Genomic DNA, 20012 nt, shown 5'->3' on the forward strand with positions numbered 1-20012 from the left:
GATGGGCACGGAACCGATGCGCCCCGAGCCGATGGCGGACGACGCGTACCAGCCCACCGGGAGCAACGAGGAGCAGGAGGACGCCGCGCCTCTGGACCTCCAGGACGCCGTCGACGAACGGACCTACGACGACACCCTCGACGAGGGCTACTCCCCGCCGGAGAAGCCGCTCGGCGTCACCAAGCGCGGCACGACCGCCGCCGAGCAGCACGAGGGCGAGACCCTCGACGACCGGCTCTCCCAGGAGGTCCCCGACGTGTCCGCCGAGCCCGTCGGCGACGGCGTGGGCGACACCCCCGACAGCGACGGCGAGCCGGTCGACCCCGAGGCCGGCACCAACCGTGCGGGCCGCCTGGTCGCCCCGGACGAGGGCGCCCACCCCGACACGACGAAGGAGACCGTCGCGACGGACATCGGCATCGACGGGGGCGCGGCCGGTGCCGAGGAGGCGGCGGTGCACGTGGTCGAGGACGACAGCGCCCTGCCGGAGGACGACGACAGGGTGTGACCCCCGGCCGGGGGGGGGCTACGGCAGCAGCTTCTCCAGCGCGGCCGGGCCCTCCGCGGCCAGCTTGCGCCTGGCCCATTCCAGGGTGTGCGGGGTGAGGTCCTTGCCCGAGGCGAGGACGAGGTCCTCCGGCGACACGTCGGTGCCGGTGCGGGCGTGGAGCAGGCGGTCCGGGGTGGCGCGGTCCTCGGGCGGCCGGGACGCGGCGGGCTGTGAAGTCGACATGTTCTCTGCTCCTAGGGTCCGGATCGCTGGTGCGGCCCCGGTGCTGAAAAACGGGTCCGAGACCACCATTCAACGTGAGAGCCCGGAGTGCATCCGGAGAGCCCCGCACCAGGCACCGGAACCGGAGCCCGGCCCCGCCGCCGGCCGTCGTCAGGACCCGCCCCGCGGACGCGGCGCCAGCACGAGCATCGTGACGTCGTCCCGCACATCTGGGCAGTACCGGACGAGGTCGGTCCACACCCGCTCGGCCAGCTCGGCCGGATCCTCGTCGGCGAGGCCCGGCAGCCGGTCGGCCAGGGGATAGAAGACCCCGCCCGCGTCCCTGGCCTCGGTGACACCGTCGGACGCGAGGAACAGCCGGTCACCGGCCCGCAGGGGTACCGAGACGACCTTCGGCGCAGCGGTCTCGGCGAGACCCAGCCCCAGCGGCGTGCACGGCTCGACGTCCAGCTCGACGACCTGCCCGTCCCGCAACAGCAAGGGCCCGGACTGCCCGCACGCCACGATCCGCACCACACCCGCGTCGGGGGAGAAGTCCAGCAGCACGGCCGTCGCGAACAGCTCGGCATGCGGCTCACCCGCGGAGTCCACCGCCAGCCTCCGGTCGAGCCGGGCCGCCACCGCCTCCGGATCCGGCTGGTCCAGCACCGCCTCCCGGAACGCCCCCAGCAGCGACGCGACCGTCGCCACCGCCGACAGCCCGTGCCCCTGCACATCGCCCATGACCGCCCGTACGCCGTAGGGTCCCGCGCGTACGTCGAAGAAGTCGCCCCCGACCAGCGTCCCGCTCTGGGCCGCCCGGTACAGCCCCGCGCACCGCACCGGCCCGACCCGCTCCGGCAGCGGCGGCACCACGGCCCGCTGCGCGGCCTCGGCGACGGCCCGCTCGGTGACCAGCTGCGCGTCGCGCCTGCTGCGCACGTACGACAGCAGCACGCTCAGCACCGCGACGAAGCACACGGTCAGCACATCGGTGCTGCCGGGATCGTTCAGACGGAAGACCGGGACCGTCAGCACGACCACCGCCAGCGCACCGAGCACCGCCGTCACGACCGGCCCGTGTGCCAGCACGGCCAGCGGCGGGATCGCACCCAGCAGGAAGCCGATGTCGAGCGGCTCCGGACTGATCAGCTCAGCCGTGCAGACGCCCGCCAGGAGCACGGACGGCAGCACCCGCGCCCACACCGGCGGCGGTGCGCCGCGCAGCCAGCCCCGCCGGCCCCGGTCCCGGCCCCTGTCACGACGCGGCAGCCGGGCGCGCACACTGCTCACACCACCACGCTGCTACGCCCCACCGGGCGCCGCACTCCGGGTCGGGGATCGCGGCGACCGGTCCCGTCGTGCGGTCGTCGGGAGCGGCGACGGCACCGTCGCGGAACAGCCCGTCCGTCAGGGCGGAAATCCCTTGCTGAAACCGCCACTTGAGGACATCGTTGATCGCTTGACCGGCTCTTCCTGGAGGAATTTCCGTGACCGATGTGGTCATCCGAGCGCTCGACGCGAGCGACGCCGATCTCTTCGACACCCTGCCCGATCCGCTGGGCGCCCGTGAGGGCCACCGGCAGACCCGGCACCGCCCCGACTGGAAGCGGGTGGCCCTGCGCGACGGCAGGGTCGTGGCCCGCGGTGCCTGGTGGGGCGGCCCCGACGACACCGAGCCCGTCAACCTCAACTGGTTCGACGTGGCGGAGGGCGAGGAGGAAGCGGGCGCGGCACTCCTGCGCTCCGCCCCCTGGCAGGTGGAACTGGAACTGAATCTGCCCGCGGGCTGGCGCGACGACCCGGCCCTGCACGCCGCCGCCGAGACCCGGGTCACCGCCGCGCGGAAGGCCGGCTACGACCTCCTGGTGGAACGCCTGCTGTACCGGTGGACGCCCGACCGCGGCCTGCCCGAGCGGCCCGGGCGCCTGGTGTTCCGCGCCGAACCGGACGACGCCGTGTTCTTCGACGCGCTGCGCCGCATCCACTCCGCCACGCTGGACGCCCACGCGCTGAAAGCCGTCGAGCAGGGCGGCCTCGACCAGGCGGCCCAGGAGGAACTCGACTTCTTCCGCTGGTGCCCGTCGCCCCGCGAGTGGTGGCAGGTCGCCGCCACACCGCAGGGCGAACCGGTCGGCATCCACATCCCGGCCCACAACCCGTCGGGCCCGTGCATCGGCTTCATCGGAGTCCTGCCCGAACAGCGGGGCCGCGGCTACGCCTACGACCTGCTGGCCGAGTGCACCCACTTCCTGGCGGAGCGGGGCGCCGAGTTCGTCGCGGCCGCCACGGACCGGGGCAACTTCCCCATGGCCGCGAACTTCACCAAGGCCGGTTTCCCGGTGGTCAGGGAACGCCTCAACTTCGAACCGGCATAGGAACCCGGCCGTGTTCCAGCGGCCCGCCCGGCGCTGTGGACTAACGCGCGCCGCCGTTCAGCAGGTCGTCGGCCGCCGCCAGGATCTCCGTGACCCGCAGGCCGAACGCCGCGTCGCACGCGTGCGGACGGCCCGTCCGGGCGGTGGCGAGCAGGGCGTCCGCGGCGCGCATCAGCGCGGGGACCGCTCCGTCGGAGCCCTCCGGCAGGACCGCGACCCCGGCCTCCCCGAGAAGCTCCACGGTGGCACCGGACGCGGCGGGCGGTGCCGTCAGACTCAGGGTGAGGGTGCTCGACGCGCCGCCGGTGTGGTCGAGGACGACATGGGCCGTGTCCCCGGGGCCGTACGCGGCCGCCGTCACGCGTCGCACGTCACCGAGCACCGGCAGCAGGACGGACAGGGCGTGCGGCCCGACGTCCCACAGGGCGCCCTTCTCCCGCCGCCACGGCGTGGCGAACGGGCTCTCGCTGCTGAACACCGCCCCGAGCCACTGCGCCCGCCCCGTGAACCAGCCCGGCACCGCCGCCTGCTCGGTGATCCACGCCTCCGGCACGGGCTGGAAGCGCGTCGTGAAGAACACGACGGAGGCGACTGAGGCCTCCTCGACGGCCTCGACCACCGCCCGCCCCTGCTCCACCGTCGCCGCCAGGGGCTTGTCGAGGAGCAGGTGACACCCGGCCCGTGCCGCCCGCGCGGCGAGCCCGGCCTGCACCTCGGGAGGCAGCGCCAGGGCGACCGCGTCCACGTCCGCGAACAGCGCGTCCGCGTCGTCGTACGCCCGGACACCGTGCCGCTCCGCCAGCTCCTTCGCCGCCTCGGGACGGCGTCCCCACACCCCGGCGAAGTCGAGTTCGCGGTGCCCGCTCAGGGCGGGTGCGTGGGCCATCTGCGCCCATGGGCCGGTGCCGAGCAGTCCTATCCGCATGCCGCCGCCTCTCCACGGTGCCATGAACAGCCGGCGGCCGTTCCTCGGCCGCCCGCTCGCCGAAGAGCGTGTCATACGGAACCGGCCGCAGGGGAGGCCGGGCCCCTGCGCACCTCAGTCGCCGGGAAGCGACTGCTCAGCCCAAATGGTCTTGCCGTTGGTCATCTGACGGCATCCCCAGCCCTGGGTGAGCTGAGCGACCAGGAGCAACCCGCGTCCACCTTCGTCGAAGGTGTGGGCCCGACGCAGGTGGGGCGCGGTACTGCTGCCGTCGGACACTTCGCAGATGAGGGTGCGGTCGTAGATCAGTCTGAGCTCGATGGGAGGCCGGCCGTACCGGATGGCGTTGGTGACCAGTTCGCTGACGACCAACTCGGTGACGAACACGGCATCGCCCAGGCCCCACACGGACAGTTGCCGGCAAGCGGCCTTGCGCACCTCGGCGACTGCGGCGGGGTCCGGCGTCACCTGCCAGGTCGCCACGTGCGAGGCGTCGAGGGCCCGGGTGCGGGCCACGAGGAGCGCCACGTCATCGGAGGGGCGATCCGGGAGCAGGGTGCGCAACAGGGCATCGCACACGGCCTCCAGGTCCTGAGCCGGTCGCCGCAGCACCTCGCGCATGGCGGCGATCCCTTCGTCGATGTCACGTCCGCGAACTTCGACGAGCCCGTCCGTGAAGAGGACGAGGAGGCTGCCCTCGGCCAGTTCCAGCTCGGCCGACTCGAAGGGCAGGCCGCCCAGGCCGAGGGGAGGGCCTGCCGGAACGTCGAGGAACTCGACAGTGCCGTCAGGTGCCACGAGGGCCGGCCCGGGGTGGCCCGCGCGGGCGATCGTGCAGTGGCGCGAGACGGGGTCGTAGACGGCGTACAGACAGGTGGCGCCGATGTCGCCGTCGAGCGGGGCCGTGGTGCCGCCGCCGGAGGCATGGTTGACCAGGTCGTCGAGGTGGGTCAGCAACTCGTCGGGGGGAAGGTCGACATCGGCCAGCGTGCGTACGGCGGTGCGCAGCCGCCCCATGGTCGCCGAGGCCTGGATGCCGTGACCCACGACGTCACCGACGACCAGGGCGACCCTGGCGCCGGAGAGCGGAATGACGTCGAACCAGTCGCCGCCGACACCGGCCCGGGCGCTGGCGGGCAGATAGCGGAAGGCGACATCGAGAGCCGCCTGCTCGGGGAGACGTTGCGGCAGCAGGCTGCTCTGCAATGTGAGGGAGGTGTCGCGCTCGCGGGTGTACCGCCGGGCGTTGTCGATGCACACGGCGGCCCGAGCGGTGATCTCCTGGCCCAGCAGCAGGTCGTCCTGCTCGAAGCGCTGGGGCCGGCGATGGCGGGAGAACGTGGCCACTCCCAGGGTGAGGCCACGCGCACGCATGGGTACCGCCAGCACCGAGTGGAACCCGAACTGCCGCATGCGTTCGGCCCGCTGTGGGGCCGTCCGGTCCAGATCCTCCAGGGCGGCGGGCGTGATGTGCTCGATGAGTGGCCGTTCCGCGGCCAGGCACTCCGCCGCGGTGGAGCCCTCGGGGTAGGCCGCCACCGTCCCGAGCGTCACCACGGCTTCCGGGCAGCCCTCCAGCACCGACTGACAGGCGACCCGGCGCAGCATCACCGGACCCTGCGGAGAACCCTGCGGCGGATCCTCGCCCCCCTCGATCGCGGGCAGGAGATCGACCGTGACGAAGTCCGCGAACCGTGGGACGGCGACGTCGGCGAGTTCCTGCGCGGTCCGGGGCAGGTCGAGGGTGCTGCCGATCCGCAGGCTGGCGTCGTTGACCAGGGCCAGTCGCTGCCGCGCGAGGTGCTGCTCCGTCACGTCGTGGGCCGACAGCAGGACACCTTCGAGCCGGCCGTCGGAGTCCCGTACCGGGACGAGGGACACCGACCACACGCTCTCCCGCTCGTGGCCGGCGAGGTGCAGCGCGGCTCCGAGCTCCTGGAGGCGACCGGTCTCCAGCGCGGTTCGCATGCCTTCCTCGGTCCGTTCGCTCTCCGGGTGGAGGACGATCTCCGTCACCCGCAGGCCGCGCATCTCCTGCTCGGACAGGCCCGTCACCCGTTCCATGTCCGCGTTCGCCCACCGCAACCGCAGTCCGGTGTCGTACAGAGCCATCGTGTAGGGAGCCTGGGCGAAACTGCGCCGCACGAACGCATCGTCCTCCGGCGTCGGTGCCGGTCTGACCACCGGTGACACCAGCAGCCAGTCGTTCCCGTCGGCCTCCCGGTGATGGGCCAGCAGCCCGACGGTGAGGCGGTGGCCGTCCCGGTGCAGCAGCGTGACCGTCCCGCTCCACCTCCGCAGGCCGGTCAGCGAGTGCAGCGCGTGAGTCGGAGCGCCGTCCGCGAGAAGCGCGGCGGCCTTCTGACCGACCACCTCGGGGGCCCGGTAACCGAGCAGCCGCCGCGCCCCCTCGTTCCACTCGGTCACGACACCGAGGCCATCGACGACGACCCTGGCCGTCGCCGCACCGTCGACACGGTCTCGCGACCAGGCGCTCGGGCCGTCGCCCCAGGCGGACGCGGATCCGGTCATCACGTCATCTGCCCTCGCTCCCGCCCTGGGCCCGCTGTCCAGCATCGCCCTGAACCCGAGGTGCGCCGCACCTTCACCATTACGACACTAGACAACAAGAGTGACAGACAGGCGTGTATCGGTCCTCATGTCAGGACGGCGGCACCGACCCCGGACGGAGGGCGGCACCCATGACGGGCGACGGCGAACGGTGGCCGGACCGGGCCGAGTGGGCCGGGAAGATCTACAGCTCGGGCTGGCGCGCATCCGAGGGCGGCACACGCCAGGTGATCGAACCGGCCACGGGACACGCACTGGCCGAGATCGGCGTCGCCTCCTCCGCAGACGTCGCCCGCGCCGGCGCACGGGCCGCCCGGGCCGCCGGAGACTGGGCCGAGGCAGCTCCTTCCGACCGTATCGAGGTCCTGCTGCGCGCATCCTCCGCGCTGCGTGAACACAGCGCTGCGATCCGCGACTGGATCGTCCGCGAGTCAGCCGGCGTCCCCGCCAAGGGCGACTACGAGATCACTGCCGCCCTCGCCCAACTGACGCACGCCGTGGGACTCGCGTCCCTGCCCAGGGGCGAGGTGCTGGCCCCGCAGACGCCCGGTGGAACGAGTCTGGCGTGGCGGGTGCCCCTCGGTGTCGTCGGCGTCATCAACCCGTGGAACGCGCCGCTGCTGTTCGCGGTGCGGGTGCTGGCGCCCGCACTGGCGCTGGGCAACACCGTGCTGCTCAAGCCCGACCCCCTCACTCCGGTGTCCGGGGGCGTCCTCGTGGCGCGGCTCTTCGAGGACGCCGGACTGCCCGAGGGGGTGCTGCACGTCCTGCCGGGCGGCGCGGAGACCGGGCAGGCGGTCGCGGCGGATCCTCATGTCGCCATGGTCGCGTTCACCGGTTCCGCCGAGGCCGGACGCGTCGTGGCCCGGGTGGCGGGCGAGGGGCTGAAGCGGGTCGTTCTGGAGCTCGGCGGCAAGAACTCGCTCGTCGTGCTCGAGGACGCAGATGTGGACGCGGCCGCCTTGGCCGGAGCCGTGAGCACCTTCGGGTACCAGGGACAGGCGTGCGTCGCCGCCGGCCGCCACCTGGTCCATGCCGACCTGGTCGAGGCGTACACCGACGCGCTGATCGGGCACGCGCGGGCCCTGCGCGTCGGTGACCCCCGAGTGGAGGGCGTCAGTCTCGGCCCGATCATCAGCGAGCGGCTGGCCACCAGGATCGAGCGCATCGTCGACGAGAGCGTGGCCGGCGGGGCGCGGGTGCTCACCGGCGGCCGACGCGACGGACTCTTCTACCCACCCACCGTCCTGGACCGCGTCGAGAAGGCCATGCCCGCGTTCACCGAGGAGATCTTCGGTCCCGTCGCCCCTGTGATCGCCTTTCACAGCGAGGCGGAGGCCGTCGAGATCGCCAACGACACCGCGTACGGCCTGACGGCCGCCGTGCACTCCGGCTCCGTACCGAGGGCGACCGCTGTCGCCGAGCGACTGCGCACCGGCATGGTCCATATCAACGACGTCTCGGCCAAGGACGCCGCGAACGCCCCCTTCGGAGGCATGGGCATCTCCGGCAACGGCTCCCGCATCGGCGGCACAGCGAGTCTGGAGGAGTTCACCCAGTGGCGCTGGATGACGGCACCCGGACCGGCGTGACATCGCACGGACGGCGGCCCAGACGAAGAAAGGCAAGGAGTCCTCTCCTTGCCACTCTCAACTTATAACACGCAGGGGGTCTTGCGGCAAGGCCCCATGTCTCCCGCAAACTGTCCGGCCTAGGCCCAGGACCTGCGGAAACGGGAGCATGACGTGACCCCCCTGACCACGAGCGCGTTCGACCTTCCCGACCGCCTCTCACACAAAGCCGATCCGGCGCTGATCGCCGCGGACGAGCGGCACTTCGCCGCCGTCGCCGACTGCCTGGAGCAGTCGATCGCCGAACTGTCCGACCGTCTCGAAGCCGAGCGCAAGGCCCCCGGCGGCAAGGGACGGCAGGCGATGGACCGGGACGCCGAGATCTACCGGCTGACCGCCCGCCTGCGCGCACTGCGCCGCTTCGGACTCGACCTGTGCCTCGGGCACATGGTCGCCACCGACGGCTCCGAGCCCGTGTACGTGGGGCGGCTCGGCCTCACGGACCGCGAGGGGCGCCGCCTGCTGGTCGACTGGCGATCCCCGGCGGCCGAGCCGTTCTTCGGGGCCACCCACGCCAACCCGATGGGGCTCGCGAGCCGCCGCCGGTACCGCTGGACCGGCGGCCGGGTCAGCGACTACTGGGACGAGGTGTTCACCGCCGACGCCTTCGACGGGCACGCCGCGCTCGACGACCAGTCCGCCTTCATCGCCAGCCTCGGCACCAACCGCTCGCCCCGGATGCGGGACGTCCTCGGCACCATCCAGGCCGACCAGGACGCCATCATCCGCGCCGGTTCGCGCGGCGCCCTCGTCGTCGACGGCGGCCCGGGCACCGGAAAGACCGTCGTCGCCCTGCACCGCTCCGCCTACCTCCTCTACTCCGACCCGCGCCTCGGGCAGCACCGCCGGGGCGGCGTGCTGTTCGTCGGACCGCACCGGCCGTACCTGTCCTACGTCGCCGACGTCCTGCCCAGCCTCGGCGAGGAGGGCGTGCAGACCTGCATCCTGCGGGACCTCGTCGACGAGGGAGCGACGGCCGGGGAGGAGGCCGACCCGGAGGTGGCCCGCCTGAAGTCGTCCGCGGACATGGTGCGCGCGATCGAGATCGCCGTCCGGTTCTACGAGGAGCCGCCCACCGAGGCCATGACGGTCACGACCCACTGGTCCGACATCCGCCTGAGCGCCGCCGACTGGGCCGTGGCGTTCGAGGCCGCGGAACCCGGCACACCGCACAACGAGGCCCGCGACCAGGTCTGGGAGGAACTGCTCACGATCCTCGTGGACAAGCACGAGGGCGAGGTCTCCGAGGCTCTGCTGCGCAAGTCGCTGTCACAGGACCGGGAGTTGCTCACGGCCTTCAACCGGGCCTGGCCGATCCTGGAGGCAACCGACCTCGTCGGGGACCTCTGGTCGGTGCCGGCCTATCTGCGGATGTGCGCTCCCTGGCTCAGCCGCGACGAGGTGCGCACGCTGCAACGCGCGCAGCCCCAGGCCTGGACGGTGTCCGACCTGCCGCTGCTGGACGCGGCCCGGCAGCGGCTCGGCGACCCGGAGGCGTCCCGGCGCGCGCGCCGGAGGGAGGCCGCCGTCGCCGCCCAGCGCGAGCGCATGGCCGACGTCATCGACGACCTGCTGGAGGCCCACAGCTACGACGACGGCGAAGGCGTGCTGGTCATGCTGCACGGGCAGGACATGCGCAACTCCCTGGTCGACGAGAGCGCCCTGCCCACCGCCGACCCGGACCGGCTCGCCGGACCGTTCGTCCACATCGTCGTGGACGAGGCCCAGGAACTGACCGACGCGGAGTGGCAGATGCTGCTGCAGCGCTGCCCGTCCCGCAGTTTCACCATCGTCGGGGACCGCGCCCAGGCCAGGCACGGGTTCACGGAGTCGTGGCGGGAACGGCTGGAGCGGGTCGGGCTCGACCGGGTCGACCTGGCCTCGCTGAGCATCAACTACCGGACGCCGGAGGAGATCATGGCGGAGGCCGAGCCGGTCATCCGGGCCGCGCTGCCGGACGCCAATGTGCCGACGTCGATCCGCAGCGGCGGCGTTCCCGTCGTGCACGGATCCACGGCGGAGTTGCACTCGGTCCTCGACACCTGGCTCGCCGCCCACGCGGACGGGGTCGCCTGTGTGATCGGCGATCCCGGGTTCCGCCCGGCTTCGCCCCGGGTGCGTTCGCTGACCCCGGAGCTGTCGAAGGGGCTGGAGTTCGACCTGGTCGTCCTCGTCGACCCGCAGGATTTCGGCACCGGCATCGAGGGAGCGGTCGACCACTATGTCGCGATGACCCGGGCGACCCAGCAGCTCGTCGTCCTCACGAGCTCCTGAGACGGGCTCCGGCCGGGACCCTCCCGCAGTGGGGGCCCCGGCCGGAGGTTCCAGGACGCCCCTCAGGCGGCGAGCTCCTTGCGGATGCGGTCCAGCATGAACGCCGACGACTCCCGGGCCCGCTCCTCCCAGGCGAAGACACAGGACGTGGCGACACCGTCGAAGCCCAGCTCGCGCAGCGTGCCGAAGAAGGCGTCCCAGTCGACCTCGCCCTGGCCGATGTCGAGGTGCTGGTGGATCCGGGCCGCCGTACCCGGCGGGTTGAGGATGTAGCGCAGCCCGGACGAGCCCTTGTGGTTGAAGGAGTCCGCGATGTGCACGTGCTGGAGCTTGTCACCGGCGTAGCGCATCATCGCCGCGATGTCGGCGCCGACTTCCGAGGCCCCGGAGAGGTGGAAGGAGTGCGGGGCGCAGTACAGGTAGTTCACCCACGGCTTGTTGATCGCGCGGACGAGATCGACGGCGGGCGTGTTCTCCTCGCAGAAGTCGTCCGGGTGCGCCTCCAGGTTCAGAGCGATGCCTTCGCGCTCGAACACCGGCAGCAGCTCCTCCAGCGAGCGCCAGAAGGCGGCCTCGCTCTCGGCGGCGCGCTCCGGGCGGCCGTTGAACTCCGAGTTCATCAGCGGGCATTCGAGCTCGACGGTGATCTCGATCATCCGCTTCCAGTAGCGGACGGCGGCCTGCCGCTCGGTCTCGTCCGGCGAGGACCACTTGTACAGCGGCAGCACCGAGGACAGCCGCACACCGTGCCGGCGCAGCGACTGCTTCAGCTCGGCCACCCGGGCGTCGTCCGCACGCGGGTGCAGGAAGAACGGCATGAAGTCGGCGCGGGGCGACAACTCGATGTACTCGTAGCCGAGTTCGGCCACCGTGCGCACCATGTCGTCGATCGGCAGGGCGCGGAACATGTAGGGGTCGAGGGCGATCTTCACGCGGTCCCTCCGTAGAACGCGGGGCGGGGCTTCATGTCGACGGTGACGGTCTCGCCACCGGTCTCCAGGGACCGGACTGCGGCGTCGGTGATGACGGTGGCGGCGTAACCGTCCCAGGCGGACGGGCCGGTGGGCTCGGTGCCGGCGGCCACGGCGGCGACCCACTCGCGGAACTCGGTGTCGAAGGCCTCCGCGAACCGGTCCTTCCAGTCCTGGAGCACACCCGTGCCGTGCCGGGCGGCGGTGCGGATCCCGACGGCCGCCGGGTCGGGCAGCCGGACCAGGCCGTCCTCGCCTACGACCTCGCACTGGATGTCGTAGCCGTACTGGCAGTTGACGAAGACCTCCAGGTCGATCCGGACGCCCTCGGACGTCTCGAACACCATGATCTGCGGGTCCTTGAGATGCGGGAAGCGCTTGCTCGTGGCGCGTGGGGTGACCACCTGCGCGGAGACGATCTCGTCGTCGAGCAGCCAGCGCAGCACGTCGATCTCGTGCACGGCCGTGTCCTGGGCGGCCATGGCGGAGTGGTACGACTCCGGCACGGTCGGGTTGCGGTGGGCGCAGTGCACGATCAGCGGGGCCCCGAGCGAGCCGGTCGACAGCACCTCCTTCATCTGGCGGTATCCGGCGTCGAAGCGGCGCATGAAGCCCACCTGCACCAGGCGGCGGCCGTGCGCCCGCTCGGCCTCCACGATCCGCAGACAGTCCTCGGCGGTCGTGGCCAGCGGCTTCTCGCAGAACACCGGCTTGCCGGCCGCGATCGCGCCCAGGACGTGCTCGGCGTGGGTGGGGCCCCAGGAGGTGACCAGGACGGCGTCCACGTCGGGGGAGGCGATCAGCTCCGCGCCGGTGGGCAGCGCGGTGGCCCCCACCCGGGCCGCCACCTCGGCGGCGCGCCCGGCGTCGATGTCGGTCACGGCCGTGACGGCGGCCCCGGTGACGACCTCGGTGAGCCGCCGGATGTGGTCCTGGCCGATCATTCCGGCGCCGATGACGCCTACACGTACGGTCATGGTCGTTCCTTCGGAGGGAGGGTCAGGAGAAGCGGGTGCGGAGTTCGGCTTCGAGGGTTTCGAGCGTGCGGCCCTTGGTCTCGGGGACGTAGCGCTGGACGAAGGCGAGCGACAGCAGGCCCGCCGCCACGAAGAGGAAGAAGGTGTTGGAGATCCCGATCCCGGAGACCAGGGACGGGAAGACCAGCCCGATCACGAAGTTGGTCAGCCACAGCACCACGGCCGCGATGCCCATGCCGAAGCCGCGCATCCGCATCGGGAAGATCTCCGACAGCATCAGCCAGGTCACTGGGGAGATCGCGCCCTGCTGGAAGGCGAGGAACGTGACCGTCATGGCGAGCACCGCGAACGCCCGCGCGTCACCCGACGGCAGCACCAGGGAGAAGACGCCGATCAGCAACAGGGCGGCGGTCGTGCCGATCTGGCCGGTCATCAGCATCGGGCGGCGCGGTACCCGGCCCAGCAGCCAGATCCCGACGAAGGTGGCCAGCACCGAGATCACGCCGTTGGCGATGTTCGCCGTCAGCGCGCTGTCGGCGGCGAAACCGGCGTCGGTCAGGATCTGCGTGCCGTAGTACATGATCGTGTTGACGCCGGTGATCTGCTGCACGATCGCGATGCCGAACCCGACGAACATCAGCTTGCGCAGCCACGGCGTGCTCTTCATGTCCTGCCAGCCGCCGAGCTTGGCCTGCTCGTCCTTGACGGCGAGCGCGGACACCTCCTTCAGCTCGGCCTCGGCCCGGGCCTGGGAGCGCACCTGCCTGAGGACTTCGAGGGCCTCCCCGAAGCGGCTCTGGGAGGCCAGCCAACGGGGGCTCTCCGGCATCACCAGCATGCCGAACCAGAGCACCACCGCCGGCAGCGTCGCGATGACCAGCATCCAGCGCCACACGCCACCGGACTCGCCGCCGACCTGGGCGATGATCGCGTTGGACGTGAAGGCCAGCAGCTGACCGCTGACGATCATCAGCTCGTTGCGGGTCACGAGGGCACCGCGCCGCTCGGCGGGCGACACCTCCGCGAGATACACCGGCACGGTCACCGACGCGCCGCCGACCGCGAGACCCAGCACGAACCGCGCCACGATCATCACCTCGGTCGTGGGGGCGAGCGTGCAGCCGAGCGCGCCGACGAAGAACAGCACGGCCAGCAGCAGGATGTTGCGCCGCCTGCCGCGCGCGTCCGACAACCGGCCGCCGGTCACCGCGCCCAGTGCGGCACCCAGCAGCAGCGAGCTGGTGACCATGCCCTCGGTGACCGGGGTCAGGCCGAGGTCCTCGGTCATGTAGGGCAGGGCGCCGTTGATGACACCGGTGTCGTAGCCGAAGAGCAGACCGCCGAACGTGGCGATGATCGTGATCAGCCGCAGTCGCCGCCCGACCGCCGGGGGAGCGTCGTCCGCGACGGCGGTGGCGGGGGGCGGGACGGGGGCCGGTGTCGTGTCGTCCGTGACGTCCATGGGCCGCTCCTTACCTGTCGATGTTCGGGCGCCGGGTACCCGACAGGCCGCAGCCGGCCAGGTGTTCACGGGTGCTGACCGCGATCGGCAGCGGCACCCCGGGAGCACACGGGTACAGGTCCTGCTCGACGATCACGAACAACTCGGCGTCGAGTTTGGCGAGTTCGGCCACCACGTCGGCCGGCTTGGGCACCCCGGCCGGCGGCGACACGCACACCCCGCGCTTCACCGCCTCGCCGAAGGACAGGTCCTCGGCCGCGACCTGCGCCAGGATCTCCGGGTCCATCTGCTTGATGTGCACGTAGCCGACCCGCTCACCGAAGCGGCGGATCAGATCGAGGTTGTCCCCGCCGCCGTAGGCGACATGTCCCGTGTCCAGGCAGAGGCTGGTGTAACGGCTGTCGGACTCGTTGAGCAGCCGTTCGATCTCGGCTTGCGTCTGGATGTGGCTGTCGGCGTGCGGATGGACGACCAGCCGTACGTCGTATTCCTCCAGCAGCAGCCTGCCCAGCCGGTCGGCGGCCCGGCCGAAACTGGCCCACTGCTCGGCGGTCAGCTCGGGCGACTCGGTGAACGCACCCGTCTTCTCGTCCCGGTACATCGGCGGGATGAAGACGAGATGGTGCGCCCCCGCGGCGGCGGTCAGCGCGGCGACCTGCCGGACGTGGGCGAGCATCTCGTCCCACGCCTCGGGCCGGTGCAGAGCGCCGAACGCGGTACCGCCGGAGACCTTCAGACCCCGGGCGTCCAGTTCGGCCTTGAGCCGCTGCGGGTCGGTGGGGAGGTAGCCGTACGGGCCGAGCTCCAGCCACTCGTACCCGGCCTGGACCAGCTCGTCGAGGAAGCGGGTGTACGACACCTGGTGCTCGTCGTCGGGGAACCAGACGCCCCAGGAGTCGGGGGCGGAGCCGAGGCACAGGTTGCCGACGGTCGTACGCAGCGGGGCTGGCACCGTTGCCATGGTGAGAGTCCTTCGGGGAGAGGAAGGGTGCGGGCGGGAGGCTGACGCGCTCTACTAGCGCGCTCTAGTTCGAGTACGATGACCCCTGTCCAAATGTCATGTCAATAGGTTGTTGCCGGGAGATTGCCGAGTCCTGGTACGGGCCCCGTGCGGGACACCCGTAAGGTGGTCGGCGTCGGAGGGTGGGTTCACACGTGGATGCATCGGGCAGGCAGCGGCCCACGATGGCGGACGTCGCCGAGAAGGCGGGCGTGTCCCGCGCTCTCGTCTCGATCATCTTCCGCAACCAGGCGGGGGCCAGCCAGGAGACCCGGGAGCGGGTCCTGCGCGTCGCCGACGAGATCGGCTACCGGCCCGACAGCGCGGCCCGGCTGCTGGCCCGGGGGCGCAGCCGCACGCTCGGCGTGATGTTCACGGTGCACCAGACCTTCCACACGGACCTCATCACCGGCATCTACCCCGAGGCCGAACGGCTCGGCTACGACGTCCTGCTCTCCGGCGCCACCCACGGCCGCAGCGAGGCCAAGGCGGTCGAGGCGCTGCTCAGCCACCGCTGCGAGGCGGTGATCCTGCTCGGCCCGGACGCCGACCCCGCCTACCTCGCCGAGCTCGGACACCGGACGGTCGCCGTCTCGATCAGCCGCCGGGTGCCCCAGGCCCATGTCGACTTCGTGCACTCCGCCGAGGGCAAGGGCGTCCGGCAGGCCATGGACCACCTGGTGGAGCTGGGGCACCGCCGGATCGTGCACATCGACGGCGGACGCGGTCCCGGTTCGGCCGAGCGGCGGCGTGCCTACCGCGCCGCGATGCGCCGCCACGGACTGGAGGACCGGGCGCGGGTGATCCCCGGCGAGCACACCGAGGAGTCCGGCATCGAGACCGGCCGGCTGCTGCTGGCCGAACGTGACGGCGGGCAGCCGCTGCCGACGGCGGTCCTCGCCGGCAACGACCGCTGCGCGATGGGGCTGCTGATGGCCCTGACCCGGGCGGGCGTCGAAATCCCGCGCGACCTCTCCGTCGTCGGCTACGACGACAGCCACCTCTCCCACCTGATGCCGATCGGCCTGACCACCGTCCGCCAGGACGCCGTCCTCATGGCCGAGCACGCGGTCCGCTTCGCCGTCGAACGGCTGGAGAACGGGGAATTGCCGCCGAGGGAGGCGGTGCTGGACCCCAAGCTGGTGGTGCGGGGGACGAGCGGGCCTGCCCCGGCGGAGGGTTCCCAGGGCGTGTCCGCCTAGCGCGTGCCCTTCTTGGCGAACTCGGCGACGCTGTCGACGTTGTCCTTCGTGACGAAGGCCGGTCCGGTGAGGACGGGAGCGGTGCTGCCGCCGCTGAAGTTGCCGTTCGTCCTGTACAGCCACAGCCCGTCGACGGCGAGGTAGCCCTGGAGGTAGGGCTGCTGGTCGACGGCGAACTGGATGTCCCCGCCCTGGATGGCGGCGACGAGGTCCTTGTTGAGGTCGAAGGTGGCGACCTTGGCCTTGCTGCCGGCGTCCTTGACCGACTGTACCGCCGTCATGGCGATCGGGGCGCCCAGCGTGACCACCTGGTCGATGCTGGAGTCCTTCTGGAGCTTGGCCGTCAGGGTCGACTTCACGGAGGGCATGTCGGTGCCGTTGACGTAGAGGTTCTCCGTCGTGCCCTTGAAGCCCTTCTTCAGGCCGGCGCAGCGCGCCTCCAGCGCGACCTGGCCCTGCTCCTGGATCACGCAGACGGCGTGCTTGGCGCCCTGCTGGTTGAGGCGCTCGCCGAAGGCCTGGCCGGCGATGTTCTCGTCCTGGCCGAAGTACTCGAGCATGCCGAGTTCCTTCCAGTTGTCCAGGCCGGAGTTGAAGCCGACGACCGGGATGCCGGCCGCCTTGGCCTTGGCCACGACGGCCTTCATGGCGTCGGGCTTGGCGGCGGTGAGCGCGATGCCGTCGACCTTCTGGTCGATGGCGTTCTGCACCAGGTTGGCCTGGTTTCCGGCGACGGGGTCGCTGGAGTAGACGAGCTTGATGTTGTCCTTCGCGGCAGCCGCCTGGGCACCCTTGCGGATCAGGTCCCAGAAGGTGTCGCCGGGCGCCGCGTGGGTGACCATGGCGACGGTCATCCGCGGGGTGGTGGCCTTGCCCGCGGCGGCGTCGGTGCCGCCGGACTCGGACTTCTTCCCGCCGGTGCCGCTGGAGCAGCCGGCGGCGAGCAGGGCGCCCATGAGGACGGCGGTGGTCAGGGCGGCGGATCTGTGGTGTCTGCGCATGTCGGGTGCACCTCGGTGTGCTGGGGAGAGCGGGCCGTGCCCGCTCCGGGGAGGCAACTGGAGCGCGTCACTAGCGCGCTCTAGTGGCAGGTACTATGCGGGCGCCCCCGGGTGATGTCAACAGCTTTGTCAGGACGTACCAACAAACGTGGCACTCCGGCGAACAGGACGTTCCGGCAGAACGGGGCCGCCCGCACACACCGGCAGTACACGGCGTGTGCGGGCGGCCCCGCGCGGCGGACTGGTCCCTGACCGTCCGGTCGGTCCTGCTCAGCTCTCCGATCCGCTGATGTTGACCATCCATGGGACGCCGAAGCGGTCCGTGCACATGCCGAACACGTCGCCCCACATCTGCTTCTCCAGCGGCACCGACACCGAGCCGCCCTCGGAGAGCTTCGCCCAGTAGCCGCGCAGCTCGGCGTCGTCGTCGCCGCTCAGGCTCACCGAGAAGGGCTGGCCCGGCGCGGACTCCATGCCCGGCGGGTTGTCGGCGCCCATCAGGGTGAAGCCGGTGGGGGTCTCCAGCATGCCGTGCATGATCTTGTCGGCGTTCGGGGCTTCCGCCTGGCCGAAGTCGCCGTAGGTGTTGAGGGACAGGGTGCCGCCGAACACTTCCTTGTAGAACTCCAACGCCCGCCGGGCGTCGCCGTTGAAGGACAGGTACGGGTTGAGACGCGAGACCATGAAAACCTCCGGGACGGGGCCGTTGTCATGTGGACGGCGCTGAAGGCTCACGCCTCGTCGGACGACCCGTTGTTCCAGTCGTACGGGCCACCGCCGCGCCACTCGATCAGCTCGGTGTCGTCGACGGCCGTGTCGGTGGTGGGCAGACCCTCGCGGTGCAGCAGGTCCAGCACGTCGAAGAGGCTGTAGGCGACGCCCATGCGCTCGCCGTGGATGGTCACCAGCCGTCCGCCGTCCGACGCGGGCGGCTGCACGACCACAGGGGGTTGACCGTCCATAGCCCCACCATGCTCCCGAAACCGCCGGTTCGCAGCTCGACTGGCCCATCAGGGGTCCTCGTGCGGGCGCCGGGGCCCTGTGCGCCGGTGACAAGGCACGATCCGGAAACTGAGTTCTCATCAGCACCCCCTGAGGGACCCCGCGCCGTGGCCCTAGCGTCCGTGGCATGGACATGAATCTTGCGAGAAGAGGGAAGTGGCGCGGCGCCGCACTGGCGGTGCTGCTCACCGCCGGGACGCTCACGGCCGCCGTTCCGGGCGCCCGGGCCGACGGCGCGCGGACCGAGACGCCGGTCGCGTCGACGTCGCCGGTGACCGGGGTGACGGAGTCGGTGGTGCGGGTGAAGGTGCCGCTGCCGGAGTCGGCCGGGCCGCGTCCGGCCCCCTGCGACTGGCTGTCGTACCTGCGCTACCGCTCCGCCGACGGCCCGGCCGCCTCGGCCGACGCGGACCGCGTCCTCGTCGCCCAGCCCGGCATCCTGGAAGGAGCCGGGGCGTTCGACAGCGTCGCCCGCAACACCGTGGCGCGAGCCGCCGAGCAAGGCCTGCACATCGAGTTCTGGGCGCTGGACCGGCGCTCCAACTGCCTGGAGGACCGCACCGGCATCGCCTCCGGCGACCAGCACACCGCCGTCGACTACTACTACCGCGGCAAGCAGGTCGACGGCCGGACCTTCGGCGGCTACGCCCGCAACGCGGAACTGGGGTGGATGGCGAAGCTCGGGATCGAGCAGACCGTACGCGACCAGTACGACCTGCTCACCGCGGAGTTGCCCTCCCAGGCGCAGCGCAAGCGGAAGGTGCTGTGCGGCGGGCACTCGCTGGGCGGTGTGATCACCGGGTACTTCGCCGCCGCCGACTTCGACGGCGACCGCACCACCACGGCGGACGCCGGCCACAACCAGTGCGCCGGCTACTTCGCCCTCGACACCACCGTCTCCACCTCGCTCGCCGACCTCAGCGGCAGCCTGCCGGACGACACCAACCTGCCCGACATCGGCCTCGGTTACGGCGTGGTGCAGGCCGGGCTCGACACCGGGGTGCTGCCCCGCACGCTGTCCGCGCCGGTGCTGCTCAACCCCGAGACCATGACCCTGCTCGGGATCGCCGGGATGGGCGCCCTCAAGGACCCGGACGCCGAGGCCGGCCTGCCCCGGTACCTGCCCTCCAACCTCAACATCGAGGCGACCCACCGCTTCCTGTTCTCCAAGGACACCGCCGCCTTCCTCACAGGCAAGCCCGCCGTGAAGGACTTCCGGCTCACCAACGGGGCGGTGCTCGGAGCGCTGCTGGACGACAATTCCGTACCGCTGGCGTTCCTCCAGACCAGCGTCGGCTTCTTCGACGGCGGGCCGATCGCCGACAAGAGCTTCCCCGTGGCCAACGGCGGTGACCAGCAGCCCGGGCTGTACGGCACCGCGTACAAGGCCATCCCGGACCGGCCGCAGGGACCGCTGTACACCTGGCGCAACTACGACCGTGTCGGCGACCCCGACGACCCCGGCCACCGGTCGGCCGACGGCACCCCGTTCACCGCCGCCGGCGAGGAGGTCACCGACCTGCGGCAACTGGCCCGCAGCCTGGCCGAGCAGCCGCTGGACTTCACCGAGCAGTACTTCCCCACCAAGCTGGTGACGGACATCCAGCTGGCCGGCTCGCCTCAGGTCAAGAAGCTCGTCGTGCATCCCGGCGGCCTCACCGCCAACCCGGTGCTCACCGTCCTCGCCGGTGAGGGACTCCTGGCCGGCCGGGTCCCGGCCGAGCTCCACCCCGTGGTCGCCGACGGCTATCAGCACCTCGACGTCCTGACCGCCGCGCCCGTACAGAACAACGGCCGGCCCGAGATCGTCTCGAGCAGTCTCGCCGGGTTCGCGCGGTCGCCGCTGACCCTTCGCGTACGGCACACAAGGGGCCCGGGAGGAGAACCTCCCGGGCCCTTCGGTGCG

Annotated in this window: 16 protein-coding genes and 1 pseudogene; 6 read left to right on the forward strand and 11 right to left on the reverse strand. The window is 71.7% G+C overall.

The features are described from left to right. Positions 1-16 precede the first annotated feature (16 nt). Positions 17-508: a DUF5709 domain-containing protein gene (locus tag ACH4G3_RS36785; protein ID WP_397628814.1), complete on the forward strand. Its 492-nt coding sequence runs from the start codon at positions 17-19 to the stop codon at positions 506-508. A gap of 18 nt (positions 509-526) precedes the next feature. On the opposite strand, the gene ACH4G3_RS36790 is transcribed toward ACH4G3_RS36785, so the two are convergent. Together ACH4G3_RS36790 and ACH4G3_RS36795 are read right to left on the reverse strand one after the other, a co-directional pair. Beyond that, the gene (locus ACH4G3_RS36790; RefSeq protein ID WP_397628541.1) at positions 527-733 is read right to left on the reverse strand and encodes a hypothetical protein; all 207 of its coding nucleotides are present in this window, start codon (positions 731-733) and stop codon (positions 527-529) included. Between the two features lie 150 nt (positions 734-883). Then, on the reverse strand, positions 884-2005 hold the full coding sequence (locus ACH4G3_RS36795) for a PP2C family protein-serine/threonine phosphatase (protein WP_397628542.1): 1122 nt from the start codon (positions 2003-2005) through the stop codon (positions 884-886). Positions 2006-2202: 197 nt separating this feature from the next. On the opposite strand from ACH4G3_RS36795, the gene ACH4G3_RS36800 reads away from it, so the two are divergent. After that, positions 2203-3090: a GNAT family N-acetyltransferase gene (locus ACH4G3_RS36800; RefSeq protein WP_397628543.1), complete on the forward strand. Its 888-nt coding sequence runs from the start codon at positions 2203-2205 to the stop codon at positions 3088-3090. Positions 3091-3130: 40 nt separating this feature from the next. On the opposite strand, the gene ACH4G3_RS36805 is transcribed toward ACH4G3_RS36800, so the two are convergent. Together ACH4G3_RS36805 and ACH4G3_RS36810 are read right to left on the reverse strand one after the other, a co-directional pair. Next, positions 3131-4015, reverse strand: a complete 885-nt coding sequence (locus tag ACH4G3_RS36805) for a Gfo/Idh/MocA family protein (RefSeq protein WP_397628544.1) — start codon at positions 4013-4015, stop codon at positions 3131-3133. A 114-nt stretch (positions 4016-4129) separates the two neighbouring features. Next, the gene (locus tag ACH4G3_RS36810) at positions 4130-6547 is read right to left on the reverse strand and encodes a SpoIIE family protein phosphatase (protein ID WP_397628545.1); all 2418 of its coding nucleotides are present in this window, start codon (positions 6545-6547) and stop codon (positions 4130-4132) included. A 170-nt stretch (positions 6548-6717) separates the two neighbouring features. On the opposite strand from ACH4G3_RS36810, the gene ACH4G3_RS36815 reads away from it, so the two are divergent. Continuing rightward, positions 6718-8178: an aldehyde dehydrogenase family protein gene (locus tag ACH4G3_RS36815; protein ID WP_397628546.1), complete on the forward strand. Its 1461-nt coding sequence runs from the start codon at positions 6718-6720 to the stop codon at positions 8176-8178. A gap of 153 nt (positions 8179-8331) precedes the next feature. Further along, positions 8332-10491, forward strand: a complete 2160-nt coding sequence (helR, locus tag ACH4G3_RS36820) for an RNA polymerase recycling motor ATPase HelR (protein ID WP_397628547.1) — start codon at positions 8332-8334, stop codon at positions 10489-10491. A gap of 62 nt (positions 10492-10553) precedes the next feature. On the opposite strand, the gene ACH4G3_RS36825 is transcribed toward helR, so the two are convergent. Genes ACH4G3_RS36825 through ACH4G3_RS36840 form a run of 4 tightly spaced genes read right to left on the reverse strand, consistent with a single transcriptional unit; the run spans position 10554 to position 14862 of the window. After that, positions 10554-11423 (reverse strand): sugar phosphate isomerase/epimerase family protein, encoded by an 870-nt coding sequence (locus ACH4G3_RS36825; protein WP_397628548.1) that lies wholly within the window; start codon positions 11421-11423, stop codon positions 10554-10556. Next, the gene (locus ACH4G3_RS36830; protein WP_397628549.1) at positions 11420-12439 is read right to left on the reverse strand and encodes a Gfo/Idh/MocA family protein; all 1020 of its coding nucleotides are present in this window, start codon (positions 12437-12439) and stop codon (positions 11420-11422) included. The genes ACH4G3_RS36825 and ACH4G3_RS36830 overlap by 4 nt, the downstream gene beginning before the upstream one ends. Before the next feature lie 22 nt (positions 12440-12461). Continuing rightward, positions 12462-13901: a sugar porter family MFS transporter gene (locus tag ACH4G3_RS36835; RefSeq protein ID WP_397628550.1), complete on the reverse strand. Its 1440-nt coding sequence runs from the start codon at positions 13899-13901 to the stop codon at positions 12462-12464. A gap of 10 nt (positions 13902-13911) precedes the next feature. Next, a complete protein-coding gene (locus ACH4G3_RS36840; protein ID WP_397628551.1) occupies positions 13912-14862 on the reverse strand; it encodes a TIM barrel protein in 951 nt (316 codons plus the stop codon). A gap of 224 nt (positions 14863-15086) precedes the next feature. On the opposite strand from ACH4G3_RS36840, the gene ACH4G3_RS36845 reads away from it, so the two are divergent. Beyond that, entirely contained in the window at positions 15087-16103 is a 1017-nt protein-coding gene (locus tag ACH4G3_RS36845; RefSeq protein WP_397628815.1) for a LacI family DNA-binding transcriptional regulator, read from the forward strand. On the opposite strand, the gene ACH4G3_RS36850 is transcribed toward ACH4G3_RS36845, so the two are convergent. The 3 genes from ACH4G3_RS36850 to ACH4G3_RS36860 all read right to left on the reverse strand — a co-directional run bounded on the left by ACH4G3_RS36850 (position 16100) and on the right by ACH4G3_RS36860 (position 18066). Continuing rightward, positions 16100-17104 (reverse strand): substrate-binding domain-containing protein, encoded by a 1005-nt coding sequence (locus tag ACH4G3_RS36850; protein ID WP_397628552.1) that lies wholly within the window; start codon positions 17102-17104, stop codon positions 16100-16102. The genes ACH4G3_RS36845 and ACH4G3_RS36850 overlap by 4 nt on opposite strands. Positions 17105-17374: 270 nt before the next feature. Beyond that, entirely contained in the window at positions 17375-17788 is a 414-nt protein-coding gene (locus ACH4G3_RS36855) for a VOC family protein (RefSeq protein WP_397628553.1), read from the reverse strand. 47 nt (positions 17789-17835) lie between these two features. After that, on the reverse strand, positions 17836-18066 hold the full coding sequence (locus ACH4G3_RS36860; RefSeq protein WP_029181052.1) for a hypothetical protein: 231 nt from the start codon (positions 18064-18066) through the stop codon (positions 17836-17838). 173 nt (positions 18067-18239) lie between these two features. On the opposite strand from ACH4G3_RS36860, the pseudogene ACH4G3_RS36865 reads away from it, so the two are divergent. Next, positions 18240-19949 (forward strand): annotated as a pseudogene (locus ACH4G3_RS36865) (hypothetical protein); the annotation flags it as partial. Between the last annotated feature and the right edge of the window lie 63 nt (positions 19950-20012).

It is taken from the genome of Streptomyces afghaniensis (assembly GCF_044327915.1).
Lineage (GTDB): Bacteria > Actinomycetota > Actinomycetes > Streptomycetales > Streptomycetaceae > Streptomyces > Streptomyces afghaniensis.